This is a genomic window from Paraburkholderia saeva, assembly GCF_907164555.1.
Taxonomy (GTDB): domain Bacteria; phylum Pseudomonadota; class Gammaproteobacteria; order Burkholderiales; family Burkholderiaceae; genus Paraburkholderia; species Paraburkholderia saeva.
This window is the reverse complement of the sequence record NZ_CAJQZC010000001.1, coordinates 816820-839762: the sequence shown is the minus strand read 5'-3', so window position 1 is coordinate 839762 and position 22943 is coordinate 816820. Positions and strand designations below refer to the sequence as shown.

Below are 22943 nucleotides of genomic sequence, written 5' to 3'. Positions count from 1 at the left end.
GTGCTATCCTCCGCAAACGTCCAGTTTTCAGATTTTTACAATGGTCAAAGCCGTACCTGATGGACTTCCCGCCCCGCGCGCCAGCCTGCTGCTGATTGCATACAACCAGGAATCGACGATCGCCGCGGCGATTGACGGCGCGCTCAGCCAGACGTACTCCCCGCTGGAAATCATCATTTCCGACGACGCCTCGACCGACCATACCTTCGACGTGGCCCGGCGCTGCGTCGACGCCTATTCGGGCCCTCACACGGTGCATCTGCGGCGCAATCCGTCGAATCTCGGGATCAGCGCGCACCTGAGTCTGCTGGCCGGGGCCGCGACGGGCGAGTTGCTGTTCGTTGCCGCCGGCGACGACATCTCGCTGCCCGAACGGTGCCAGGCCGTGGTCGATCTGTGGATTGCCCATGGCCGCCGGCCCGACCTGATCGCCACAGACCTCTGCGACCTCGACGCCGAAGGCCGGGTTCACGACGTGCTCGAAGTGACCGATCTCGGCCCTTACAACACTTTCGACGACTGGGCGAGCCGTCGCCCGCACGTTGTCGGCGCGGCGCACACATGGTCACGACGCCTCTTCGACGTATTCGGCGGTATGGAACCGGGTATCTATGGCGAAGACCAGATCATGACGTTTCGCGCAATCGTGTCCGGCGGCGCCCTGACGCTGCGCAAACCGCTCGTCCAGTATCGCCGCGGCGGCCTCTCGCGCAAACGCAAGTGGAAGTCGCCCGACGCATACGTGGTCCGTATCAAGCTTGCGAACCGCAACGGGGTCGGCGAAACACGCCAGCTGATCCACGACGCCGAACTTGCCGGCTCCGGCGACGCCATGCGCGCGCTACTCGCGCGCAAGTCCGCGCGCGAGCGGTATACAAGCGGCGTCTTCGATACGTCATCGCTTCTCACGCGACTCGCGCTCGTGCTGAAAAGCCATGACGTGTCGCTCGGGTTCCGTTTGCGCATGTTCGTGTACGCAACCTGCCCTTCGCTCTACAAGCCGTTTTTCTTCGTGAAATGGCACCTGCGCCGCTAGTGGTCGCAGGTGCCGGCCGCGACAATGGCCGCTGCGTTCGACACGCCCGCTATACTCGCGTCGGCGCTCTCCTCCACCCGGCTAACTGACGATCGTCCACCGACTCCATGGCGGAAAACACACTTGGCGTTGCCCTGATCACGCACAATGCGGCGGCACGGCTCGCGCAATGCCTCGAAGCGCTGTCGTTTGCCGATGACATCGTCGTCGTGGATAGCGGCAGCACGGATGACACGGTATCCATTGCCCGTGCCCACCGCGCGCGCGTGATTGTCGCGGCCGACTGGCCAGGCTTCGGGCCGCAAAAGAATCGCGCAGTAGCCGCGCTTTCGACTGACTGGATTCTGTCCATCGATGCCGACGAGATCGTGTCGCCGGAACTCGGCACGTCAATTCTCGCCGCGGTCCGCTCGCCTTTAGTCGATGTCTACGTCGTCGACCGGCTGTCGAGTTTCTGTGGACAATGGGTTCATCACAGCGGCTGGTACCCGGACTGGATTCCGCGACTTTTCCGGCGCGGCGCCGCGCGCTTCTCCGACGACCTCGTGCACGAGCGACTGGTGTTCGAGACGGCAGCCTCGCGACTGGAAGGCAAACTGCTCCACTACTCTTACGAGGATTTTGGAACGGTACTGCGAAAGCTCGATGCCTATTCGGACGCAGGTGCCCGGCAACGCCACGCGGCGGGTCAGCGCGCCAGCTTCGGCAAGGCTCTCGCGCGCGGCGCGTGGGCTTTCCTACGGACTTACCTGCTGCGACGCGGCTTTCTGGACGGCCGCGCGGGCTTCATGATCGCGGTCTTCAACGCAGAGACCGTCTACTACCGGTTCCTGAAACTCGATGCACTGAATCGCCAACGCGACGTCGCGTGAAATTGCGGGGCTTCAGCGCGACTGCGTCGCCCGAACCTGAACGACGAGATCGAGCAACGCATTGACGTGCGGCGCAACGCCCGGGTCGTAGCTGATCGACACCGGCCCCGGCGGCATGCGATCCGCGCTGGCGGCGCTGTCAACGGCCTGGGCTAGCGCCTGCCGCAGACCTTCGACGTCACCCGGCGCGAACACGATGCTCGCTTCGCCCGACAACACCTCACTGCACCCGACGTTCGACGACAGGATGATCGGCGTTCCGCACAGTACCGATTCGACGCCGACAAGGCCGAATGGCTCGTAATTCGACGCGAGAATCGAGTAGTCGGCTGCTCGATACCAGTCCTCGATGTTCTTCGCGTAGCCGATAAACCGGACACGCGACGATGTGCGCTCCGGTGCGCGCCCGGCGACGGCGACAACGACAGGCAAGGTTGTCTCGCGCAATGCCGCTTCGATCAACGGCAGTCCTTTTCGCTCGTGACTGCTTGACGGAAACAGCAGTACCACTTCGTCATCGGCAAAGCCAAACTGCCGGCGCAGGTCGGCGCGGGTGGCCTGATCGACTGGCGTAAAGCGTTGCGTGTCCACCGGCGGATACAGCAGACGGATTTTCTCGTCGGCCACGCCGTAGAGCTCGATGAGTTCATCGCGCATCAGCCGTGAATGCGCCATGATGAATCGTGCCTCATCGTATTGCCGCTGTTCGAGGTCGATCTGCGCACGATCCGAACGCTTAAGTCGACGCCCGGATGCACGCAGATATCCGCGATGCGTGCCGCCGCAGATCGCGATTTCCGACGAATCCACGCGATTGCAGCCAACCAGCACATCGACATTCTCCGCCCGTCTTGCGCGGCGCAGATTCCACGAGAAGTAGTGGTCGCGAAGTTTGCCCGGAAGCCAGTTCACGGCGATGCGATGTGGATCGACCAGCCGGAATTCAGGCAGCGAGCGGTCGAACCGGCGGGCGAAAACGACTGGCTCGATGCCTTCGGCGCTCAGTCCGCGCACGAGATCCATCGCATACCGCTCGAGGCCGCCGCTGTGACGAAACGCATTGCATGAGAGCCCAATCTTGCCAGGCACTGCATCACGGACATCCTGCCCGCGGACATGCCGTTCGACGGCCGTCGTACCCGTCGCCATCAATACACAATCTCAATCGAACTACCCGCGAACTCGCCGCGCAACGCCGCGATGAGTTCGTCGGTGGGCTTGACGCGCCAGGCGTCGCCCAGACGCACTTCGCCTTCCGCGTGCTCGCTGCGGTAGACGACCTGCACGGCGAGACCGTTGGGGATGTGGACGGGCGTACGCTGGCGGTCGCCGCCACCATAACCACCACCTCCGTTGCCCCCGCGACCGCCACCACCGCCGCCACGCGTGACCGCCGGCGCCGGCGCGGCCTTCGCAGCTTCTTCGGGGCCTGCGCAATGCGCTTCCAGCACGCGACGCAGCGCGATCGCATCCGCATTCCCGTTCATTTCGAGCTTCACTGCCTGCGCATACCGGCTACGCGCGCGCTCCAGATCCATCACGGTATCGACGGTGAAGCGGATCCCGCCCGTGAACGCATCGTTGCGTGCCTGACCTAGCACCACCAGCAGCTCGTCTTCCCTGAAGAGCTGCTTGTGCGCCTCGAACGTTTCGTTGAACACCGTGACTTCGCACTGGCCCGTACCGTCATCCAGCAGCGCGATCAGCATCTTGCCGCGCTGGGTCATCTGTGTGCGCAGCGACGCGATCACGCCCGCCACCAGCTTGTCGCGCCCTTCCTTCAGCTCGCCAATCTTCTGACGCACGAAGCGGCGCACTTCCCCCTTGTACGCATCGAACAGGTGGCCTGACAGATAAAAGCCAAGCGCCGCCTTCTCTTCCTGCAGCTTTTTCTTTTCCGCCCATGCCGGTTCATCGACGAGCTCATGCCCTTGCGAAGGCTCGTCACCCATGTCGAACAGGCCAGCCTGCATCGCGTTGGCGCTGGCCTGATCGGCCGCCTCCATGGCGAGCGACACCGACGCGATCAGCTGCGCGCGGCTGTCATGCAGCAGATCGAACGCACCCGCGCGAATCAGCGCTTCGACCGTGCGGCGGTTCACCACGCGACGGTCAATACGGTTGCAGAAATCGAAGATATCGATAAACGGGCCGTCTTCGCGCGCACGAAGGATTTCTTCAATCGCGTTCTGACCGCTGCCCTTGATCGCGCCAAGACCATAGCGGATCGTTTTCGAGCGCTTGCCGTCGGTTTCCGCAACCGGCTCGAAGCGATACGCCGACTGGTTGATGTCCGGCGGCAAAACCTTCATGCCGTTCGAGATGCAGTCTTCGAACAGGATCTTGACCTTGTCGGTGTCGTCCATGGCGAGCGACATATTCGCCGCCATGAATTCAGCCGGATGGTGCGCCTTGAGCCACGCCGTGTAGTACGCGAGCAACGCATAGGCAGCCGCGTGTGACTTGTTGAAGCCGTAGCCCGCGAACTTCTCCATCAAGTCGAAGATCTCGTCGGCCTTTTCGCCTGTAAGGCCATTTTTCGCCGCACCTTCGCGGAACAACGCGCGGTGCTCGGCCATTTCCTCGGCCTTCTTCTTGCCCATCGCGCGACGCAACAGGTCGGCGCCACCCAGCGAATAGCCGCCGATGATCTGCGCCATCTGCATCACCTGCTCCTGATAGACCATGATGCCGTAGGTCTCTTTCAGAACAGGTTCGACGCGCGGGTCCGGATACTCGACGACTTCGCGCCCGTGCTTGCGCGCGCAGAAGCTCGGGATCAGGTCCATCGGGCCCGGACGGTACAGCGCCACGAGCGCGATGATGTCTTCGAAGCGGTCAGGCTGCGCATCCTTCAGCATGCCTTGCATGCCGCGGCTTTCGAGCTGGAACACCGCGACCGTATTCGCCTTCTTCAGGATCGAGAACGACGCAGGGTCGTCGAGCGGCACCTGCGCGAGCGACCAGTCCTGCTTCGAAGGGTCGAGACGCCGGATGTAGCGCTCGGCCCAGTCGAGAATTGTCAGTGTGGTGAGACCCAGAAAGTCGAACTTCACGAGGCCGACGGCTTCAACGTCGTCCTTGTCGTACTGGCTCACGACGCCGCTGTCGTCGCCCTGCGTGTACAGCGGACAGAAATCGGTCAGCTTGCCAGGCGCGATCAGCACGCCGCCCGCGTGCATGCCGACGTTGCGCGTCAGGCCTTCCACGCGTTGCGCGAGCTCGAGCAGCTGGTGCACTTCGTCTTCATTGTCGAAGCGCTCCTGCAGCAGCGGCTCTTCCTTCATCGCGTCGGCGATCGTGACGTGCTTGCCCGGCTTGAACGGAATCAGCTTGGCGATGCCGTCGGTGAACATATAGCCGAGATCGAGCACACGTCCGATATCGCGCACCGCGGCCTTCGCGGCCATCGTGCCGAACGTGGCGATCTGCGAGACTGCATCGGCGCCGTACTTCTGCTTCACGTACTGAATGACGCGGTCTCGCCCTTCCTGGCAGAAGTCGATATCGAAGTCAGGCATCGATACCCGTTCCGGATTCAGGAAACGTTCGAACAGCAGGTTGTAGCGCAGCGGGTCGAGATCGGTGACGCCCAGCGCGTAAGCGACCAGCGACCCCGCGCCCGAACCCCGGCCCGGGCCGACCGGCACGCCATTGTTTTTCGCCCAGTTGATGAAGTCGGCAACGATCAGGAAGTAGCCAGGAAAGCCCATCTTGATGATCGTGCCGCACTCGAATTCGAGGCGCTGGAAATACGTATCACGCTGCGCTTCGCGTTCGGCGACGTTCGGATACAACTGCTCCAGGCGCTTCTCCAGGCCATCTTTGGACAGCTGGACGAGATAGTCGTCAAGCGACATGCCATCGGGTGTCGGAAACAGGGGCAGCTTTGGCTTGCCGAGCTCGAGCGTCAGGTTGCAGCGCTTCGCGATTTCGACGGTATTCGCAAGCGCCGACGGAATATCCGCGAAGAGCGCGGTCATCTCCTCCTGCGTACGGAAGTACTGGTCAGTCGTAAAGCGCTTCTGACGGCGCGGATTGGCGAGCATGTCGCCTTCCGAGATACAGACGCGCGCCTCGTGCGCCGTGAAGTCGTCCGGCGTCATGAACTGCAACGGATGCGTGGCGACAACCGGCAGCTTCAGCGCCGCAGCAATCGCGACGGCCTGCTGCACATACGCTTCGCCGCCCGGCTGGCCGCAGCGTTGCAGTTCGATGTAGAAACCACCCGGAAACAGCTTCGCCCAGCGTTGCGCGTTGCGCTTCGCGGCTTCTTCATTGCCTGCGGCAAGCGCAAGACCGATGTCGCCCTGCTGCGCGCCCGAGAGTGCAAGCAACCCTTCGCCGAGACCTGCTTCAAGCCAGCTGACGTCCACTTCGGCACGCCCGCGATACTGGTTCGTAAGCGACGCCTTCGAAAGCAGTTCGCAAAGATTCAGATAGCCGCGCCGGTTCCTGACGAGAAGCACGAGACGCGAAGGCTTGTCGCGGTCGTCGGGATTCGTGATCCAGACGTCGCAACCGGCAATGGGTTTGACCCCTTTGCCGCGTGCTTCCTTGTAGAAACGAACGAGACCGAACGCGTTGCCGAGGTCGGTGAGTGCGAGCGCGCCCTGACCGTCTTTGGCAGCGGCCTTGACGATGTCGTCAAGGCGCACGATGCCGTCGGCAATCGAGAATTCGGAGTGGACGCGGAGATGGACAAAGCGGGGATCTGACATGGGCCACATTGTAACTCCACCCTCCCGAACATTTGAGCCGAAAACCGGGCCGTTAGCCATCCGGCCAGGGGCGACGACGGCGCGCGCCACGTCACGTCGGCGGTCACGGCCAGAGGTGAAGCCGGCGGCGTCCGGCTCGCGCGGCGCGGGTCCGGCAACTTGCGCTCGATCATTGGCCATTCGGCCAGCTTGCCGGCGTATTCGCAGGATGAGGGATAATACGGGTTCTAGGCTTCCTGCCGTGGCCCCGCCGCACCGTATCGCGCCGTATCGCACGATTTACGTTGTGAGTCGCACCTTCAGCGCCGGCGGCCACCCATTACTGCTGGACCATCATGAGTATCGTTAATCTCGCTGCCTATCAATTCGCGACGCTCGACGACATCGTCGCGTGGCGCCCTCTCGTCACTGACCGCTGCAACGCGCTCGGCCTGCGCGGAACGATCCTGCTCGCGCCGGAAGGTATCAACCTGTTCGTGGCCGGCACGCCGGAAGCCGCGCGCGACTTCATCGCCTACATTCGCCACGATCCGTTGTTCGAAGGGCGGTTCGAGGGTCTGCAGTTCAAGGAAAGTGTTTCGGAAAAGCAGCCGTTTCGCCGCATGCTGGTCAAGCTCAAGCGCGAAATCATCACGATGAAGAAACCGGCCATCCGTCCGGAACTCGGCCGTGCGCCGTTCGTCGACGCACCCACGCTCAAGGCCTGGCTCGACCGCGGCCATGACGACGCGGGCCGCCCTGTCGTGATGCTCGACACCCGCAACGCATTCGAAGTCGACGTCGGCACGTTCGACAATGCGCTCGACTACCGCATCACGAAGTTCAGCGAATTCCCGGAAGTCATCGAACAGAACCGCGCCGACCTCGAAGGCAAAACGGTCGTATCGTTCTGCACCGGCGGAATTCGCTGCGAAAAAGCCGCGATTCACATGAAGGAAGTCGGGATCGAGAACGTCTATCAACTCGAAGGCGGCATCCTGAAGTATTTCGAGGAAGTCGGCGGCGCACACTATCACGGCGAGTGCTTCGTTTTCGATTACCGCACTGCACTCAATCCGCAGCTTGAGCCTACTGCCACAGCGCAGTGCTTCGGCTGCCGCGCGGTCGTCAGCCCCGAGGCGCAAAAGTCCCCGCTGTACACGCCTGGCAAAACCTGCCCCGAATGCCATCCCGAAAGGAATCGCGCACAGGCGGCGTAACCAGCCATATGACAGCGCTTGAAGTGCCTGCGACCACCAACGGCGCGCAACGCCCGGCGTATCGGGGGCGCTTCGCGCCCTCGCCAACGGGTCCGCTGCATTTCGGCTCGCTCGTCAGCGCGCTCGCCAGCTGGCTCGATGCGCGCGCCCATGGAGGCGCGTGGCTCATCAGAATCGAGGACGTGGATGCGCCGCGCACCGTCCCAGGCGCAGCGGAGGACATCCTCGCCACACTCGCCCGCTTCGGCATGCATCCGGACGAACCTCCGGCATGGCAAAGCCAGCGCGCCGGGCGCTACCAGCAGGCGCTGGACCAGCTCGAACATGACGGCTTCGTTTATCCGTGTGGCTGCACGCGCAGGGAAATCGCGGATTCGCTGGCCCATGCGCACGCGCGGAATACAACGCTCGCGTATCCCGGCACGTGTCGCAGTGGTCTGCGCGGCAAGCCTGCCCGCGCGTGGCGTCTGAGAGTACCGGACGGCGACGCGGCCATCATCACGTTCAACGACGTCTGGCAAGGTCCGCAAACGCAGAACCTGGCAACGGAAGTCGGCGATTTCGTGCTGAAACGGGCGGACGGCCAGTGGGCATATCAACTGGCGGTCGTCGCAGACGATGCAGACGCGGGCATCACGCACATCGTGCGGGGTGCGGACCTGCTCGATTCGACCGCGCGTCAGATCTTCCTGCAGCGTTGCATGGGCGTGCCCACGCCGGTGTATCTGCACGTGCCGGTCGTCACGAATGAACTGGGCGAGAAACTGAGCAAGCAGACCGGCGCAACCCCACTGGACGCCGACAATCCGCTCGCCGCACTGCTCGCGGCGGCGGCGCATCTAGGTCTGAAGCTGGGAAGTCGTACGCCAGGCGGATCGCTGGATACGTTCTATCAAAACGCCACGAGGGCGTGGTCCGAGCGCCTTGCGCAACCCGGAACGGGCGAAGTTCGCGAAACGGGCGGAACGCACGAATTGCCCTGATAGCGCATCACCATCAAAAGCACCACAGCGCGAAGTCCAGACAAAGGCGCAGCGCGCACTCCACCTGCACCACACCCCGCAACACAAACGCACAGCATCGGCCCGATGATCAACAATCCGTTATCGGGCCGGTAACATCACGTCGATGTCGTCTTGCGCGGCATGCCGAGACCGCCGAGCAGTGCAGCAAGCGGTTGCCGCGAAGCCGGCTTTTGCGGCGCGACAGCGGCATCATCCTGCTTTTTCGTCGAAGGCGACGGCTCGTAGGGCTTCAGGAAGAAATCGTCGACGGGCGGCGCCGCGTGGCGATGGTGATGCGGACGCTCGAACGTGCCGCCAGCACCGGCCGTGCGGCGACGCGCCGGACGTTCGTCGCGCTCGCGCCGCCCGCCCCGCTCTTCGTGATGATGACGCACAGGCACGTCGACGTGCAGATGCTGCACCTCGAGCGGACGCTTGATCAGCTTCTCGATGTCGGCCAGCTGTTTGCGCTCGTTCGGGCTGCACAGCGAAAGCGCGTCGCCCGAGGCCCCCGCGCGGCCGGTACGGCCGATACGGTGCACGTAATCTTCCGGGTTCCACGGCAGGTCGAAGTTGATCACGGCCGGCAGTTCCACGATGTCGAGACCGCGCGCGGCCACGTCGGTGGCCACCAGCGCTTCGATTTCGCCGCGCTTGAACGCGTCGAGTGCCTGCATCCGCTCGTTCTGCGTGCGGTCGCCGTGAATGGCGGTCGCCACCACGCCGTCGCGTTCGAGCGAGCGCGCAAGACGGCTCGCGCCGATCTTGCTGTTACAGAACACGATCACCTGCTTCAGGCCGCGATCGCGAATCAGTTTCACCACCGCGCCGGTCTTGTCGCCTTCCGCTACTTCATAGACAACCTGCGTGACGTTCGTCGCCGTCGAATTGCTGCGCGCGACTTCGATCGTCTGCGGATTGCGCAGATACGTTGCAGCCAGCTTCTTGATTTCGCCGGAGAACGTGGCCGAGAACAGCAGCGTCTGGCGCTCTTTCGGCAGCAGGTTCAGGATGCGTTGCAGGTCGGGCAGGAAGCCCATGTCGAGCATGCGGTCGGCTTCGTCGAGCACAAGCATCTGGACCTGGCCGAGATTCGCAGTCTTCTGCTGGACGTGGTCGAGCAGGCGTCCCGGCGTCGCGATCAGGATTTCCACGCCGCGCCGCAATTCGGCTGACTGGGGGTTCATGTCGACGCCGCCGAACACGACTGCGCTACGCAGCGACGTGTGCTTCGCATACGCCTGCACGTTCGCGGCGACCTGGTCGGCGAGTTCGCGCGTCGGTGTGAGAATCAGCGCGCGTACCGGATGGCGCGCGGGCGAGGCGCTCGTGCTGGCTTGCGGCAACAGACGCTGGATGATCGGCAGCGAAAAGCTCGCAGTCTTGCCGGTTCCGGTCTGCGCGGCGCCCATCACGTCGCGGCCAGCGAGCACAACTGGAATGGCTTGCGCCTGAATCGGCGTCGGCGTCGTGTAGCCCGAGTCCGTGATGGCCTTCAGGATATCGGCGTGAAGGCCGAACTGGTCGAAGGTCGGTGTATCGGTACTGGGCGTGACGTCTGTGTCGGACATGGTGGCTTTCGCTAAAAATGCGCCTGCGGCTAAGCGTGGCAGCGGGCAAGGCCGCAGAGGGCATCAGGATGAAGGCGGAGCCACGGCATGCCGCACGGGACCCGAAGAAACAGGAGAAAGAATGCGGCCGGCTCCGGCCGACGGAAACATCCGCCGGAAAGGGCGGTATTGTAGCACTTCAGCAAAAACACTCATGGCGCAGCCGCCGGCTTTCTGCTCTGCCCCGTCCCACAGCCGTCGCGTCGGCCGCGCCGGGCGCCGGGGACAGATCCCGGCGCGTCGAGCGTACCGCGTTCACACGACAGTTGCGTGACGCCCGCCCGCGGTCGCAAAACCACCGGCACAACCGGCCCATCGCGTCAGGAAACGCCCGTTCACCACGTCTCGCGCATCACCATCAGACGGATTTCGGTCATGTCCTCGATTGCGTAGCGGATGCCCTCACGCCCGAGGCCCGAATCCTTCACGCCGCCATACGGCATGTTGTCAACGCGAAACGACGGCACATCGTTGATCACGACGCCGCCCACGTCGAGCAGGTCCCACGCGCGATGCGCATGCGCGAGCGAATCGGTGAAGACGCCCGCCTGCAGGCCGAAATCGCTGTCGTTGACGGTCGCAAGCGCGTCGTCGAAGTTCTCGAAGCGCTCCAGAATCGCCACCGGCCCGAACGCCTCCTTGCGGTACAGATCCTGATCGCGATGCACGTTTTCGAGCAGGGTGGCTTCGAACATCGTGCCCTCCACCTTGCCGCCCGCGACGATCTTCGCACCCGCCAGCACCGCCTTTTCCATCCAGCCGGCCAGCCGGTTCGACTCCGATTCCGAGATCATCGGGCCGACGAACGTCTTTTCGTCCTTCGGATCGCCCATTTTCAGCGTCTTCGTCTTCGCGATCAGTTTGTCGCGCAGCGCGTCGTAGATATCCGTATGGATCAGGATGCGCTGCACGCCGATGCAGCTCTGCCCCGACTGGTAGAACGCGCCAAACGCGAGACGCTCGACGACGTAATCGAGCTTGTCGCGCTGGTCGCCGTCGACGACCGCGGCCGCGTTGCCGCCCAGCTCCAGGATCACCTTTTTCTTGCCGGCTTTCTGCTTCAGATCCCAGCCAACCGCCGGCGAACCGGTGAACGACAGCAGCTTGAAACGCTCGTCGGTCGTGAAGAGATCGGCGCCGTCGCGATGCGCGGGCAGGATCGAGAACGCGCCCTTCGGCAGATCGGTTTCCGCGAGAATTTCGCCGATGATAAGCGCGCCGACCGGCGTACGGCTTGCCGGCTTCAGCACGAACGGCACGCCCGCGGCAAGCCCGGGCGCGACCTTGTGCGCCGCCAGATTGAGCGGAAAATTGAACGGCGAGATGAACGAGCATGGCCCGATCGGCACGCGCTTCGTGTAGCCGTGGTATCCCTTTGCGCGCGGTGAAATCATCAGGTTGATGATTTCGCCATCGATGCGCACCGACTCTTCCGCGGCGACCTTGAACGTGTCGATCAGACGCGTCACTTCACCGCGCGAATCGTTGATCGGCTTGCCCGCTTCGATGCACAGCGCCATCGCCAGTTCGTCGTAGCGCTCGCGAAAGCGCGCCACACAATGTTCGAGCACGGCCTGACGTTTGAACGGCGGGAACTCGCGCATGTCCGGCATCACGTCAACGGCCGCGCCGATCGCTTTATCGATGGCTTTCGCGTCGGCGAGCGCGACGCGCGTCGCCACTTCGCCGCTGAACTTGTCGGTGACTTCGAGATCGGTGTTCGCCGCGACCGGTTCGTTCGCGAGATAGTACGGGTAGGACTTCTTCAGCATGTCGCGTTCTCCCTTCAACGATTCAGTGAGCCCCGGTGTGCTTCAGTGTTCCTCTGTGCGCCTCGTACGCGCACGTCAGATCTGCGCGCTCAACCGCTTGATCTCGCGATTCAGCACGCGTTCGTTATCGGAGTAGTCGATCGGCAGATCGATCACGTGTACACCCGGCGTAGCGAAACATTCGCGCAGGAGCGGCGCGAATTCGGACGCGGCCTCGATCCGGTGCCCCTGCGCCCCGTAACTCTTCGCGTAGGCGACGAAATCGGGGTTGCGCAGCGTCATGCCGTAATCGGGGAAATTCATGTTTTCCTGCTTCCAGCGGATCATGCCGAACGCGTCGTCGCGCAGGATCAGGACCACGAGATCGAGCTTGAGCCGCACCGCGGTTTCAAGTTCCTGCGAGTTCATCATGAAGCCGCCGTCGCCGCACACAGCCATCACCTTGCGGTCCGGATGCACGATTTTCGTCGCGATGGCGGACGGTAATCCCGCGCCCATCGAAGCGAGCGCGTTATCGAGCAGGATGGAATTCGGTTCATGCGCGCGGTAGTAGCGTGCGAACCAGATCTTGTACATACCGTTGTCGAGACACACGATGCCGTCAACGGGCGTCGTCTCGTACACGTCGTTGACGATGCGCACGGGATACATCGGAAAGCGGTCGTCGTGCAGGCCTTTCACGAGATGCGCCTCGAAATGTTCCTTGATCTCCTTGAAGCGCGTGAAGTCCCAGTGCTCCTGGCGCGACTTCAGGCTTTCCTTCAGTTGCCATACCGCGTTCGCGATATCGCCCACCACTTCGATCTGCGGGAAATAGACGGTGTCGACCTCGGCGCCGAGGAAATTCACGTGAATCACGGTCTTTTCGCCGGCTTCGCCGCTGCGCATGAAAAACGGCGGCTTCTCGATCACGTCATGGCCGACGTTGATGATGCAGTCCGCGTGTTCGATCGCGCGGTGCACGAAGTCGCCGTCGGAGAGCGTCGCGTTGCCAAGCCACATCGGATGCGATTCGTCGATCACGCCCTTGCCCATCTGCGTCGTGAAAAACGGAATGCCGATCTGGTCGACGAACTCGCGCAGCATGCGCGTCGTAGTCTTGCGATTGCCGCCGGCGCCGATCATCAGTAACGGATGCTTTGCCTTCGTGATCGCCTCGACGGCATGCGCGACCGCCTTTTCTTCCGCGATGGGCCGCCGGCTGAAACTCTTTGGAATCGGCTTGCCGTCGCCCTCTTCGTGCGCGACGTCTTCGGGCAGCTCCAGATGCGTGGCGCCGGGCCGCTCTTCCTCGGCCTGGCGGAACGCCTCGCGCACCGACGCCGGAATATTCGCGATCGATACGATTTGCCGCGTGTACTTCGTGAGCGGTTCCATCATCCGCACGACGTCGACGATCTGGAAATGGCCCTGCTTGCTCGCCTTGATCGGCTTTTGCCCGGTGACCATCAGCATCGGCATGCCGCCCAGTTGCGCATAGGCCGCGGCCGTGACGAAGTTGGTCGCACCCGGGCCGAGGGTCGCGAGACAGACGCCCGTGCGGCCAGTCAGACGGCCATAGGTCGCGGCCATGAAGCCGGCGGCCTGCTCATGACGCGTAAGGATCAGACGGATTTTCGAGCGGCGCAGCGATTCGAGGAGATCGAGGTTTTCTTCGCCGGGGATGCCGAACACGTACTCGACACCTTCAGCTTCCAGCGACTTGACGAACAGATCCGAAGCTTTCATTGAGAGTCTCGCTTGACGAACGGGCACGGGCACGCGGCCTGCGCGATGTGATCCGGGACGGACGGGCTAGGTCGAAGTCGATGACGCACTCGCTACGAACGGGCGCAGCACGTTCAGGTGCGAGTCAGTCAGCTTACTCCCTGAGGGCGAAAGATGTGCGCGAGCGGACAGCGCCCCGTCGCAGGACGCGATAAGACCGGAACGAACCCAATGAAAAAGCGATACGAATGAACGCTCAGCCGGGGCAGCGAGAAGCGATGTGAAACGATGTGAAGCGGCGAGGACTAGCGGATGATCGTCACGCAGTCGGACAGGATGGGCGGCGCATTCTCGCCCTGCATGGCGTCGTAGAGATCGGCGTGCGGCCCCTTCGTCCACCATGTATAGCTGGCCGCCTGATACTTCACGCCCGACGCCGACAGCGTGTTGACGAACAGCATCTGCTGTCCCTTGACGGGCACGAGCGCGAAGCTCTGGCCGTTGGCCGCGTTCCAGTACGTGACGTGCAGGATCCGGCCGGTCGCGCAAGTGTATTTGCTCGTATGGCGGTTCTTCGTCTGGATGTCCGCGAAATGAAACGAATCGGCCGCTGCCGCCAAAGCCGGACTGCCCACGACGATCGCGCCGAGTACCCACGATGCAACCACGAATCCTGTCTTCATCGAATGCCTCAGGTCAGATGGCAGAGTGCGATTCACGCATGACGGCCATGCGTCATGGATCGATCACGTCCGCGCATGCGTCGGTGGGCGCGGCGGCAACGTGACCCACCACCGGCACGATCTTCAGGCCCGCCGATGCGATCCGGCACGGCGCGAACGTTCGATCCGCACGTCCGCGCCGCGTGTACAACTATTGCGCGGAAACGGGCCGCACGGCAGCGGCAGCCTGTTTCGCGCGCGCACGCGCCTCGTCGGTGGTGGCGCCGGTTGCAAGCGCCACGCCCATGCGGCGCTTCGTGAAGCTCTCCGGCTTGCCGAAGAGACGCAGATCCGCGTTCGGCACGGCCAGCGCTTCGGCAACGCCTTCGAACGCGATGCCCGCTTCCTCGAGGCCGCCGTAAATGACCGCCGACGCACCCGGCTCCCGCAGCGACGTATCCACCGGCAAGCCAAGAATTGCGCGCGCGTGCAGTTCGAACTCGGAAAACCGTTGCGTACACAGCGTGACGAGACCCGTGTCGTGCGGACGCGGGCTCACTTCCGAAAACCATACGTCGTCGCCAGCGACAAAAAGTTCCACGCCGAAGAGTCCACGGCCACCCAGCGCCGTCGTCACTTCGTGGGCGATTTCGCGCGAACGCTGCAGCGCGACGGGACTCATCGGCTGCGGCTGCCACGATTCGACGTAGTCGCCCGCCACCTGCACGTGGCCGATCGGATCGCAAAAATACGTGGTGGTTTCGCCCGTCGCCGGATCGGCCGCGCGCACGGTCAGTTGCGTGATCTCGTAGTCGAAGTTGATAAAGCCCTCGACGATCACGCGCCCGCCCTTCACGCGCCCGCCCGCCTGTGCATATTGCCAGGCAGGCTCGACGTCGGCATCGCTCCTGAGCACCGACTGCCCCTTGCCCGACGAAGACATCACCGGCTTCACGACGCATGGATAGCCGACCTTCGCGATGCCCGCCTTCAGTTCGTCGAGCGAATCGGCGAACGCATAGGGCGACGTGGCGAGCCCGAGTTCTTCCGCCGCGAGACGGCGGATGCCTTCGCGGTTCATCGTGAGTTGCGTAGCGCGTGCGGTCGGGATCACGACGGTGAGGCCGTCGGCTTCGATCGAGGCGAGCGCATCGGTGGCGATGGCCTCGATTTCCGGCACGATCAGATGCGGCTTTTCCTGCTCGACAAGCGCGCGCAGCGCGGCGCCGTCCGTCATGTCGATCACGTGCGCGCGGTGCGCGACCTGATGGCCGGGCGCATCGGCATAACGGTCGACGGCGATCACTTCGACGCCGAGGCGCTGCAGCGCGATGATCACTTCCTTGCCCAGTTCGCCTGCGCCGAGCAGCATGACGCGCGTTGCGGATGTCGACAGCGGCGTGCCGATCCGTTGACCGATCTGCATGGGGTCTCCAGAGAGAAATGAAAAGATAACAGGCGATGTTAACATGCGCTCGCGCGCGGCCTGCCGAGTGCGTTACCCTTACGCCTTCGCCAGTTTTGAAGAGGAACGACGTCATGACCTTCCGGTCTTTCGCGCGACATCACGCGCTTTCCGTCGCCCCGCTGCTTGCCCGCGCTCGCGCCTTCTTCCATGGTTCCGGCGCCCTCGCCCGCGCCGCGTCCGGGTTGCCGTGGCGCGCGCCCGTGGCCGCGCTCTGCCTCGCCAGCCTCGTGACCGCCTGTTCGCTTCCCGTGCACACCGACGCCTCCGCCGAAGCGCCCGATCCGTTCAATCCGGCCGCCACCCAGTTGCTCGACGACACGACGTGGGAGCTGACCGGCTGGAAGCAGGCGGACGGCACGATGCGCAACGTGCCGCACGGCGACAACGGCGAACCCGTCACGCTGACGCTTTCGACCGCCAGCGGCCAGCGTCGCGCGAGCGGCTTTTCCGGGTGCAACCGCTATATGGGCACGTATATGTTGAAGGACGGCAAGCTGTCGTTCGGACCCCTCGCCGGCACGCGGATGGCGTGCACGACGCCAGGCGGCCAGATTGAAGGCGCCTATCTCGACGCGCTCGCCCATATCGACCGTTCGGGCGTGCAGATGCGCGCGCCACAGGAGTTGCAGCTGATTCCCGAAAACGGCGACACGCTCACGTTCGCGCGACGCGGACCATGAGCGTCCGCGCGACGGATGCCTTTCCGGTGCGCGGCGCTGCGGGTGTGGGGTCGCGCTGGCAGCGCGGCTTGCCGCGGATTTTGCCGCAGTATCTATCGCGATTTTTGTGCCCACGCTCCGGCGCCCGCCTTCGAAGCGTCCCGCTTCACCGGTTAAACTTGACGGATTGCGTTTTCACGCGTCCGTCTTTCGTTGATGTCTAGCATGCACACGGTAGTCTTCAGCTGGTTCGGCGCGTCGGCCGTCTGGTTTATTCCCCTCTTGTGGCGTCTCGTGAAATCCGTTCTGCCGGGTGGCGTCGGGCTGCGCGGTCCGGGCACGATCCGTCTGTGGCTCGGCTTCATTTGCGTGATGGTGACGAGCTGCACGCTGGAGGCATCGCTCGTTCATATTCAGGGCATCGACGGTTTCGGGCACGCGCTTGCGTCCGGGTTCGCGCATCTGCTCGGACCGGTCGCGCTGCCGCTCGTGATGGCGGCCCTGCTGCTCGTGTGCGTGCCGTGGCTCGTCGGCTTTCGCTGGTCGCAGGCGGCTCTGTGGGCCGACGGCGCGTTCGGCCTTGGCCTCTCGCGTACCTTCTCGAAACGCGATGAAGACACGCGCTCACGCCCGCGTTCGCGCCGCCAGGGCGCTGGCAGTGGCGACGTGCCGTCCGCACACGCAACGCCGACGCGCACGATGTCGCCGAAGTCCGATGGTCGCTACGCGCGCCCGGTGGGCTGGCGGCCGCCGGCAGTCGGACGCGGTACGACAGCGGGCGCGGCTGGCGCAGGCGTGGCGGCATCGACGGGTGATGCACGCGCGGCAGGATCGCAAGCGGGTGCTGGCCGGCTTCCAGGCGCGCACGTGGATGCGTCGCGGACCACTGACGTCACGACCCGCGCAACAGCCTCGATGACGCCGCCACGACCAGGCGCGCGTGCTGCATCGTGGACGCCGTCGGAACCCACCGCGCCGACGGGCTGGCTTCGCGATACGACCGCGACATCGGCTTCGCATGCTTCTGCGGCGGGTTCGGGTTCGACAGTTGCCCGTGCAGGCGGTGATGCGTTGCGCGCGGGTCGACTTGCTGCGGGCGCGGGTTCGGCGGCAGTGAATATGCAAGGCGCTGTGGCGGCTGCGGCGACAGTTCCGGGTCCGGATGTGTCGAAGGCGTCTGGCGCTGTGCGCAACGCTTCCGGCTCATCGTCCAGTTTCGCGTCCGGTGCCGCGCAGGGTTCCGTGCCGGGTGCAGCATCGACGGTTCGTTCCGATACAGCGCCTCGCGCAGATGCGACGTCCGGCAGTGCTTCGACACCGGGCATGGCCCGCCCCGTTTCAGGAGCGGCGCTGACACCGTCTCGCGTCGGGCAGCAACCTGCACCGGGCACTGCCAGCGCGCCGGCCTATTCGCGTCCGTCGATCAGCGCGCCACGCGTCAGGCCGCCCGCCAGCGTGCAGGAAACGTTGCGCAGCATCGAGGAAAACGCAGCCCGCTGGACAACGCTCGCGGGCGCCGGTCTCGCACGCATCAATGCGGCGGAAACCGGGGACACGGGTGCGAACGCAGCCTCTGAATCAAAGACACTGGATCATGCGACCGGCCTTACGCCGCCGGACCTGCCGCTGGTCGACAGGGCTAACGAGCCGGCACTGTCCGCTGACGTTCACGCTCAACCAGCATCCACACCGACCCTGATCGCTGACGCGGCCACTGAAGAAGTCCAGCCAGTTGCGGAGCGCGTCGAAAACGGATCAGCGTCGGCTGCAATGACGGCTTCGACGGATCATGTCGCGACGGACGACGCCGAGCCGCAATTCGCAGCGCCGGTACTCGAAACGTCAATCGATTCTGCAACCGCGATTGCGGCCCCCGCGGGCATCGCGCCCGCATCGGCGACAACGCCCGATACATCCGCAGACCATCACTCCGCGCCGCAAAACGACGCCGGGTCGGCTCGGCCCGTCGCGGCGACCGTCGCGCCCATCGCGTCCATTACACCGGCCACTCAGGTCGTCGCGCCGTGGGACACCGCAGACGAGGACGTCCACGACATCGCCGAAATGCGAACCGGCTCGTCGATGACATCGCGTCATCACACGCCGACGCCACCGCACAGTAGCGACGCAGCACCACGCGCCGCCGCACGTTCGCTGCACGTCGTGAGCGCAGCTGAAGCGGACTCGCCAGCGCAGCCCGAACCCTCCCCTGCTCCGTCGAACGTCGTTCGCTTTCCTGTCGCGCCGCTCAACGCTGCGACGCCAGATTTATCAGCGGAGCACGCCGAACCAGCAGCGCAAGCCCAAGCAGAAGAAGCCGAAGAAGATACCGACGAAGCAACGCTCAACGCCACCGAAGCCCCGCCCGCGGCGTCCGTGATCACGCCGGCGCCGCCGCGCGGGCATGCGCCGACCGGCTTCGAGTTCCATGCGCCGGCGGCATCGATGGTCGAACTGCCTTCGCTCGATCTGCTCGAACGCACCCCGTCCGACGTCGAACCGATTTCGGAAGCAAAGCTCGCCGAAACCGGCCAGCTGATCGAGCAGCGTCTGCAGGAATTCAAGGTGCCGGTGACGGTGGTCGGCGCGTCGGCCGGCCCGGTGATCACGCGCTTCGAAGTCGAGCCCGCGCTCGGCGTGCGCGGCAGCCAGATCGTCGGGCTGATGAAGGATTTGTCGCGCGGTCTCGGTCTTACATCGATTCGTGTCGTCGAGACGATTCCCGGCAAGACCTGCATGGGGCTCGAGCTGCCGAACGCGAAGCGCCAGATGATCCGCCTGTCGGAAATTCTCGAAGCGGGCGTCTACCAGAACTCGCGCTCGAACCTGACGCTCGCGATGGGCAAGGACATTACCGGGCATCCGGTCGTCGCCGATCTCGCGAAGGCGCCGCACATGCTGGTCGCGGGCACAACCGGCTCGGGCAAGTCGGTGGCGATCAACGCAATGATCTGCTCGCTGCTCTACAAGGCGACGCCCGAAGAAGTGCGCCTCATCATGATCGACCCGAAGATGCTCGAACTGTCGGTCTATGAAGGCATTCCACATCTGCTCGCACCCGTCGTCACCGACATGAAGCTCGCCGCAAACGCGCTCAACTGGTGCGTCGGCGAAATGGAGAAGCGCTACCGGCTGATGTCGGCCGTCGGCGTGCGCAATCTGGCGGGCTTCAACCAGAAGATCCGCGACGCCGAAGCAAACGGCAGGAAACTCGGCAACCCGTTCTCGCTGACGCCAGAAGCGCCGGAGCCGCTCGCACCACTGCCGCTGATCGTGGTCGTCATCGACGAGCTCGCCGACCTGATGATGGTCGCCGGCAAGAAAATCGAAGAGCTGATCGCACGCCTCGCGCAGAAGGCACGCGCCGCCGGCATTCACCTGATTCTCGCGACGCAGCGCCCTTCGGTGGATGTCATCACGGGTCTCATCAAGGCGAACATTCCGACGCGCGTCGCGTTCCAGGTGTCGTCGAAGATCGATTCGCGCACGATTCTCGACCAGATGGGCGCGGAGTCGCTGCTCGGTCAGGGCGACATGCTGTTCCTGCCGCCCGGCACCGGCTATCCGCAGCGCGTGCATGGCGCGTACGTCGAAGATGAGGAAGTCCACCGCATCGTCGAACACCTGAAGCAGTTCGGCGAGCCGCAGTACGAAGAAGGCATTCTCGATGGCCCGGCAACGGAAGGCGCGACGCAGGATCTGTTCGGCGAAACGCCGGACGCCGAAGCCGATCCGCTGTACGACGAAGCCGTGGCGTTCGTCGTGCGCACGCGGCGCGCGTCGATCTCGTCGGTGCAGCGGCAATTGCGCATCGGCTACAACCGTGCGGCGCGCCTCGTCGAGCAGATGGAAACCGCCGGCCTCGTTTCAGCGATGGGCATCAACGGCAGTCGCGAAGTGCTGGCGCCGGGTCCCGCCGAGTAGTGGTCAGGTAGCGGCCCGGTAGCGGCCGGATAAACACGTGACGACATCACGACATCGCGGGGCGCATGAAGATGCGCCCCGCTCTTTTTTTGCGCTAGTTCGGCGCGACCAGCTTGAAATCCACCGGCGCGGGGATATCGAAGCGCTTCGGGTTTGCGCCGAGCAATCCCGTATCCGCATCACGGCGGAACACATACACGGTATCGCTGTTCTGGTTGCCCACAATCAGCCACTTGCCGGTCGGATCGATCACGAACTCGCGCGGCGATGCGCCGAGCGTCGACTGATGCCCGACGAGCTTCAGATGCCCGCTGGCGGCATCAACCGCGAAGATCACGATCTCGTTCGCATCGCCCCGATTGCTCACGTAGACAAAGCGCCCATCCGACGACAGATGGATCGCCGCTGCGCCCACCGCACCCTTGAAACTAGGCTTCGTGAGCGGAACGGACTGCAGCAGCGTGAGCGTGCCATCGTGGTAGCGCAACGTGTCGACAGTCGCGGCCATCTCGCTCGTCAAATACGCGTACTTGCCATCCGGGCCAAACACCAGATGACGTGGCCCGGAGCCCGGCTTGAGCGCCGTGTAGCGCGTTTCCGTGGGCCCGAACAAACCGCGGCTGCCATCGGGCGTATAGCGATACGAATAGACCTTGTCCGTGCCAAGATCCTGCGCGAAGAGATAACGGCCATCCGGCGAGAAGACCGTGGAATGCACGTGCGCATTGTCCTGCCGCCCCTTCACCGGGCCACCGCCATCATGATGAACGGTCAGCACGGCCGCGCCAACCTGGCCATCCGGCTGAAGCGGAAATACCGAGAAGCTGCCGCCCGGATCGGCTGCGACCGAATAGTTGGCGGTCGTCAGATACTTGCCGTCCGGCGAGATGCTCAGGTAACACGGATCGTTGCCTTCCGATGAGACCTGATTCAGAAACGTCAGCTGCCCGCTTTGCGGATCGAAGCCGAACGCGCTGATGCCGCCGCGCTGGTTCGCCGGTCCGTTGTCGCCAGGCAGCTCGTTGACCGCGTACACGTGACGCCGGTCGCCGCTCACCACGAGATACGACGGGTTCACCGTCTTCGCCGAGGAAACCGGCGTCATGTCGCCGGTATTCGTATCGAAGTGGTACACGTAAATGCCTTCACTCTTGCCGGCGGTGTAGGTGCCGACCAGCAGGTCGTACACGCCATCGGCGGGAACGGCGGCGGCGCCCTGGCCGAACGCCTGGGTTGCAACGATAGAGACCATGAGTACGAAACCTTTTATTATCGAGCGGGCAGACGGTGGCACGGCGTATGCTGCAGCGCGGTGACGGAAATGCATGACGGGCTCCTTTGACATCGTTCCGGTTTGACGGGTGTCACTGGTCTGCCACGCGTTCTGTGTGATTGTTCTGTGCTTCGGCAAGTATAGGAGCGTTGCGCCGCAACGCACAGCCGCAAAGGCTGACAGCCAGATTTCAGTCGCCGTGCGGGTCCCGCTGCAGGCGGGTTTCGCGTCTCCAGACGCGCCGCGAGGTGTCTTCGCGTCATGCGTCATGCGTAGGTCGGGCAGGTTGTACTTTCAATAAAAACAGTTTCAACCCGTGGAGTTTTCATGAACGTCACACTCAGTCTTGGTCCGCTCGTCTCCCTCATCGCCGGCATCCTGATTCTCGTCATGCCGCGACTGCTCAACTACATCGTCGCGCTGTATCTGATCATCATCGGGATCATCGGGCTCTTCGGCATGGGGAGTACGCATTTCTGATCCACACGACAGTGGCAGACATGCGCAGGCACGCACACGTTCGTCACGCGGGCAGCCAATGCATTCTGCGAAGTCGTCGTGGACGCGGGCGGCGCTGACCGCCGCCCGTTGCGTGCCGTCGGGCTGAGGCTACCGGGTTGCCAGGCGCTCAGCCGTTCGACAGCTGGTCGAGGCGCAGCTTGCCCTGCAGCGACAGGCTACCGACGGCATAATGACCGTCGCTTTCCTGATAACGCTTGAAGCATGCGCGTTCGACAAGGAACGCCGCTGCCGTTTCCATCCCGTTGCGGGAAAGACCGAGCCGGTCGGGGTCGAGCGGGAGCATCGCGTCGTCGGCGAGGCTGCTGGCGGCGGCAAGAATGGTGATGCAATCCGATTTCGACGGGTTCAGCATGGCTTCAATCCTCGAAAAACAGCGTTGCGTGAAAGGGTTTTGGAGCGATACGAAACGGCAGGAAAAGTGCAACACACGAATATGACAGCGGGCATGTCAGACAGTGCCCGCACGCAATATCCCAATTACTGGACAGACGACGGGATTGTAAGCAGCCATATG

General features: G+C 63.8%; 16 protein-coding genes and 1 pseudogene. 7 read left to right on the top strand and 10 right to left on the bottom strand.

Features of this window, described 5'->3' with window-relative positions; genetic code table 11:
• The first annotated feature begins 40 nt into the window (after window positions 1-40).
• The gene (locus tag LPA36_RS03750; RefSeq protein WP_228874790.1) at window positions 41-1036 is read left to right on the top strand and encodes a glycosyltransferase family 2 protein; all 996 of its coding nucleotides are present in this window, start codon (window positions 41-43) and stop codon (window positions 1034-1036) included.
• Window positions 1037-1143: 107 nt separating this feature from the next.
• Entirely contained in the window at window positions 1144-1908 is a 765-nt protein-coding gene (locus tag LPA36_RS03745) for a glycosyltransferase family 2 protein (protein ID WP_228874789.1), read from the top strand.
• A 12-nt stretch (window positions 1909-1920) separates the two neighbouring features.
• Here LPA36_RS03745 and LPA36_RS03740 read toward each other — a convergent pair whose 3' ends face one another.
• Both LPA36_RS03740 and dnaE read right to left on the bottom strand, forming a co-directional pair.
• Window positions 1921-2997: a glycosyltransferase family 4 protein gene (locus LPA36_RS03740; RefSeq protein WP_267478893.1), complete on the bottom strand. Its 1077-nt coding sequence runs from the start codon at window positions 2995-2997 to the stop codon at window positions 1921-1923.
• Window positions 2998-3056: 59 nt separating this feature from the next.
• A complete protein-coding gene (dnaE, locus tag LPA36_RS03735) occupies window positions 3057-6638 on the bottom strand; it encodes a DNA polymerase III subunit alpha (protein ID WP_228874788.1) in 3582 nt (1193 codons plus the stop codon).
• Between the two features lie 326 nt (window positions 6639-6964).
• Here dnaE and LPA36_RS03730 point away from each other — a divergent pair, with 326 nt between their 5' ends.
• Together LPA36_RS03730 and gluQRS are read left to right on the top strand one after the other, a co-directional pair.
• On the top strand, window positions 6965-7828 hold the full coding sequence (locus tag LPA36_RS03730; RefSeq protein WP_228874787.1) for a sulfurtransferase: 864 nt from the start codon (window positions 6965-6967) through the stop codon (window positions 7826-7828).
• 8 nt (window positions 7829-7836) lie between these two features.
• The gene (gluQRS, locus tag LPA36_RS03725) at window positions 7837-8811 is read left to right on the top strand and encodes a tRNA glutamyl-Q(34) synthetase GluQRS (RefSeq protein ID WP_228874786.1); all 975 of its coding nucleotides are present in this window, start codon (window positions 7837-7839) and stop codon (window positions 8809-8811) included.
• A 137-nt stretch (window positions 8812-8948) separates the two neighbouring features.
• On the opposite strand, the gene LPA36_RS03720 is transcribed toward gluQRS, so the two are convergent.
• The 6 genes and pseudogenes from LPA36_RS03720 to purT form a co-directional block, all read right to left on the bottom strand.
• On the bottom strand, window positions 8949-10403 hold the full coding sequence (locus LPA36_RS03720) for a DEAD/DEAH box helicase (RefSeq protein WP_228874785.1): 1455 nt from the start codon (window positions 10401-10403) through the stop codon (window positions 8949-8951).
• A 374-nt stretch (window positions 10404-10777) separates the two neighbouring features.
• Window positions 10778-12214: an aldehyde dehydrogenase family protein gene (locus LPA36_RS03715; protein ID WP_228874784.1), complete on the bottom strand. Its 1437-nt coding sequence runs from the start codon at window positions 12212-12214 to the stop codon at window positions 10778-10780.
• Between the two features lie 75 nt (window positions 12215-12289).
• Entirely contained in the window at window positions 12290-13942 is a 1653-nt protein-coding gene (locus tag LPA36_RS03710; protein WP_228874783.1) for an acetolactate synthase large subunit, read from the bottom strand.
• A gap of 284 nt (window positions 13943-14226) precedes the next feature.
• Complete coding sequence (locus tag LPA36_RS03705) at window positions 14227-14604, bottom strand: MliC family protein (RefSeq protein ID WP_228874782.1); 378 nt, start codon at window positions 14602-14604, stop codon at window positions 14227-14229.
• A 52-nt stretch (window positions 14605-14656) separates the two neighbouring features.
• A pseudogene (locus LPA36_RS29495) lies at window positions 14657-14758 on the bottom strand (DUF6726 family protein); the annotation flags it as partial.
• Between the two features lie 36 nt (window positions 14759-14794).
• A complete protein-coding gene (purT, locus tag LPA36_RS03700) occupies window positions 14795-16009 on the bottom strand; it encodes a formate-dependent phosphoribosylglycinamide formyltransferase (protein WP_228874781.1) in 1215 nt (404 codons plus the stop codon).
• A gap of 113 nt (window positions 16010-16122) precedes the next feature.
• On the opposite strand from purT, the gene LPA36_RS03695 reads away from it, so the two are divergent.
• A complete protein-coding gene (locus LPA36_RS03695; RefSeq protein ID WP_228874780.1) occupies window positions 16123-16731 on the top strand; it encodes an META domain-containing protein in 609 nt (202 codons plus the stop codon).
• Window positions 16732-16935: 204 nt separating this feature from the next.
• Window positions 16936-20634 (top strand): DNA translocase FtsK, encoded by a 3699-nt coding sequence (locus LPA36_RS03690; RefSeq protein ID WP_228874779.1) that lies wholly within the window; start codon window positions 16936-16938, stop codon window positions 20632-20634.
• 94 nt (window positions 20635-20728) lie between these two features.
• Here the strand turns inward: LPA36_RS03690 and LPA36_RS03685 are convergent, their stop codons facing one another.
• Window positions 20729-21961: a lactonase family protein gene (locus LPA36_RS03685; protein ID WP_228874778.1), complete on the bottom strand. Its 1233-nt coding sequence runs from the start codon at window positions 21959-21961 to the stop codon at window positions 20729-20731.
• A 273-nt stretch (window positions 21962-22234) separates the two neighbouring features.
• Here LPA36_RS03685 and LPA36_RS03680 point away from each other — a divergent pair, with 273 nt between their 5' ends.
• Window positions 22235-22387 carry a DUF3096 domain-containing protein gene (locus tag LPA36_RS03680; RefSeq protein WP_228874777.1) on the top strand — a complete coding sequence of 51 codons (153 nt, stop codon included), beginning with the start codon at window positions 22235-22237 and terminating at the stop codon, window positions 22385-22387.
• A 148-nt stretch (window positions 22388-22535) separates the two neighbouring features.
• Here LPA36_RS03680 and LPA36_RS03675 read toward each other — a convergent pair whose 3' ends face one another.
• Window positions 22536-22781 carry a hypothetical protein gene (locus LPA36_RS03675; protein WP_228874776.1) on the bottom strand — a complete coding sequence of 82 codons (246 nt, stop codon included), beginning with the start codon at window positions 22779-22781 and terminating at the stop codon, window positions 22536-22538.
• Between the last annotated feature and the right edge of the window lie 162 nt (window positions 22782-22943).

Excerpts from the sequence above, each read along its gene's own strand:
- LPA36_RS03720 (WP_228874785.1), bottom strand. The coding sequence starts at position 10,403 with ATGTCCGACACAGACGTCACGCCCAGTACCGATACACCGACCTTCGAC.
- LPA36_RS03715 (WP_228874784.1), bottom strand. The coding sequence starts at position 12,214 with ATGCTGAAGAAGTCCTACCCGTACTATCTCGCGAACGAACCGGTCGCG.
- LPA36_RS03675 (WP_228874776.1), bottom strand. The coding sequence starts at position 22,781 with ATGCTGAACCCGTCGAAATCGGATTGCATCACCATTCTTGCCGCCGCC.
- purT (WP_228874781.1), bottom strand. The coding sequence starts at position 16,009 with ATGCAGATCGGTCAACGGATCGGCACGCCGCTGTCGACATCCGCAACG.
- LPA36_RS03730 (WP_228874787.1), top strand. The coding sequence starts at position 6,965 with ATGAGTATCGTTAATCTCGCTGCCTATCAATTCGCGACGCTCGACGAC.
- LPA36_RS03685 (WP_228874778.1), bottom strand. The coding sequence starts at position 21,961 with ATGCATTTCCGTCACCGCGCTGCAGCATACGCCGTGCCACCGTCTGCC.
- LPA36_RS03710 (WP_228874783.1), bottom strand. The coding sequence starts at position 13,942 with ATGAAAGCTTCGGATCTGTTCGTCAAGTCGCTGGAAGCTGAAGGTGTC.
- gluQRS (WP_228874786.1), top strand. The coding sequence starts at position 7,837 with ATGACAGCGCTTGAAGTGCCTGCGACCACCAACGGCGCGCAACGCCCG.
- LPA36_RS03750 (WP_228874790.1), top strand. The coding sequence starts at position 41 with ATGGTCAAAGCCGTACCTGATGGACTTCCCGCCCCGCGCGCCAGCCTG.
- LPA36_RS03690 (WP_228874779.1), top strand. The coding sequence starts at position 16,936 with ATGCACACGGTAGTCTTCAGCTGGTTCGGCGCGTCGGCCGTCTGGTTT.
- LPA36_RS03745 (WP_228874789.1), top strand. The coding sequence starts at position 1,144 with ATGGCGGAAAACACACTTGGCGTTGCCCTGATCACGCACAATGCGGCG.
- LPA36_RS03680 (WP_228874777.1), top strand. The coding sequence starts at position 22,235 with ATGAACGTCACACTCAGTCTTGGTCCGCTCGTCTCCCTCATCGCCGGC.
- LPA36_RS03705 (WP_228874782.1), bottom strand. The coding sequence starts at position 14,604 with ATGAAGACAGGATTCGTGGTTGCATCGTGGGTACTCGGCGCGATCGTC.
- LPA36_RS03695 (WP_228874780.1), top strand. The coding sequence starts at position 16,123 with ATGACCTTCCGGTCTTTCGCGCGACATCACGCGCTTTCCGTCGCCCCG.
- dnaE (WP_228874788.1), bottom strand. The coding sequence starts at position 6,638 with ATGTGGCCCATGTCAGATCCCCGCTTTGTCCATCTCCGCGTCCACTCC.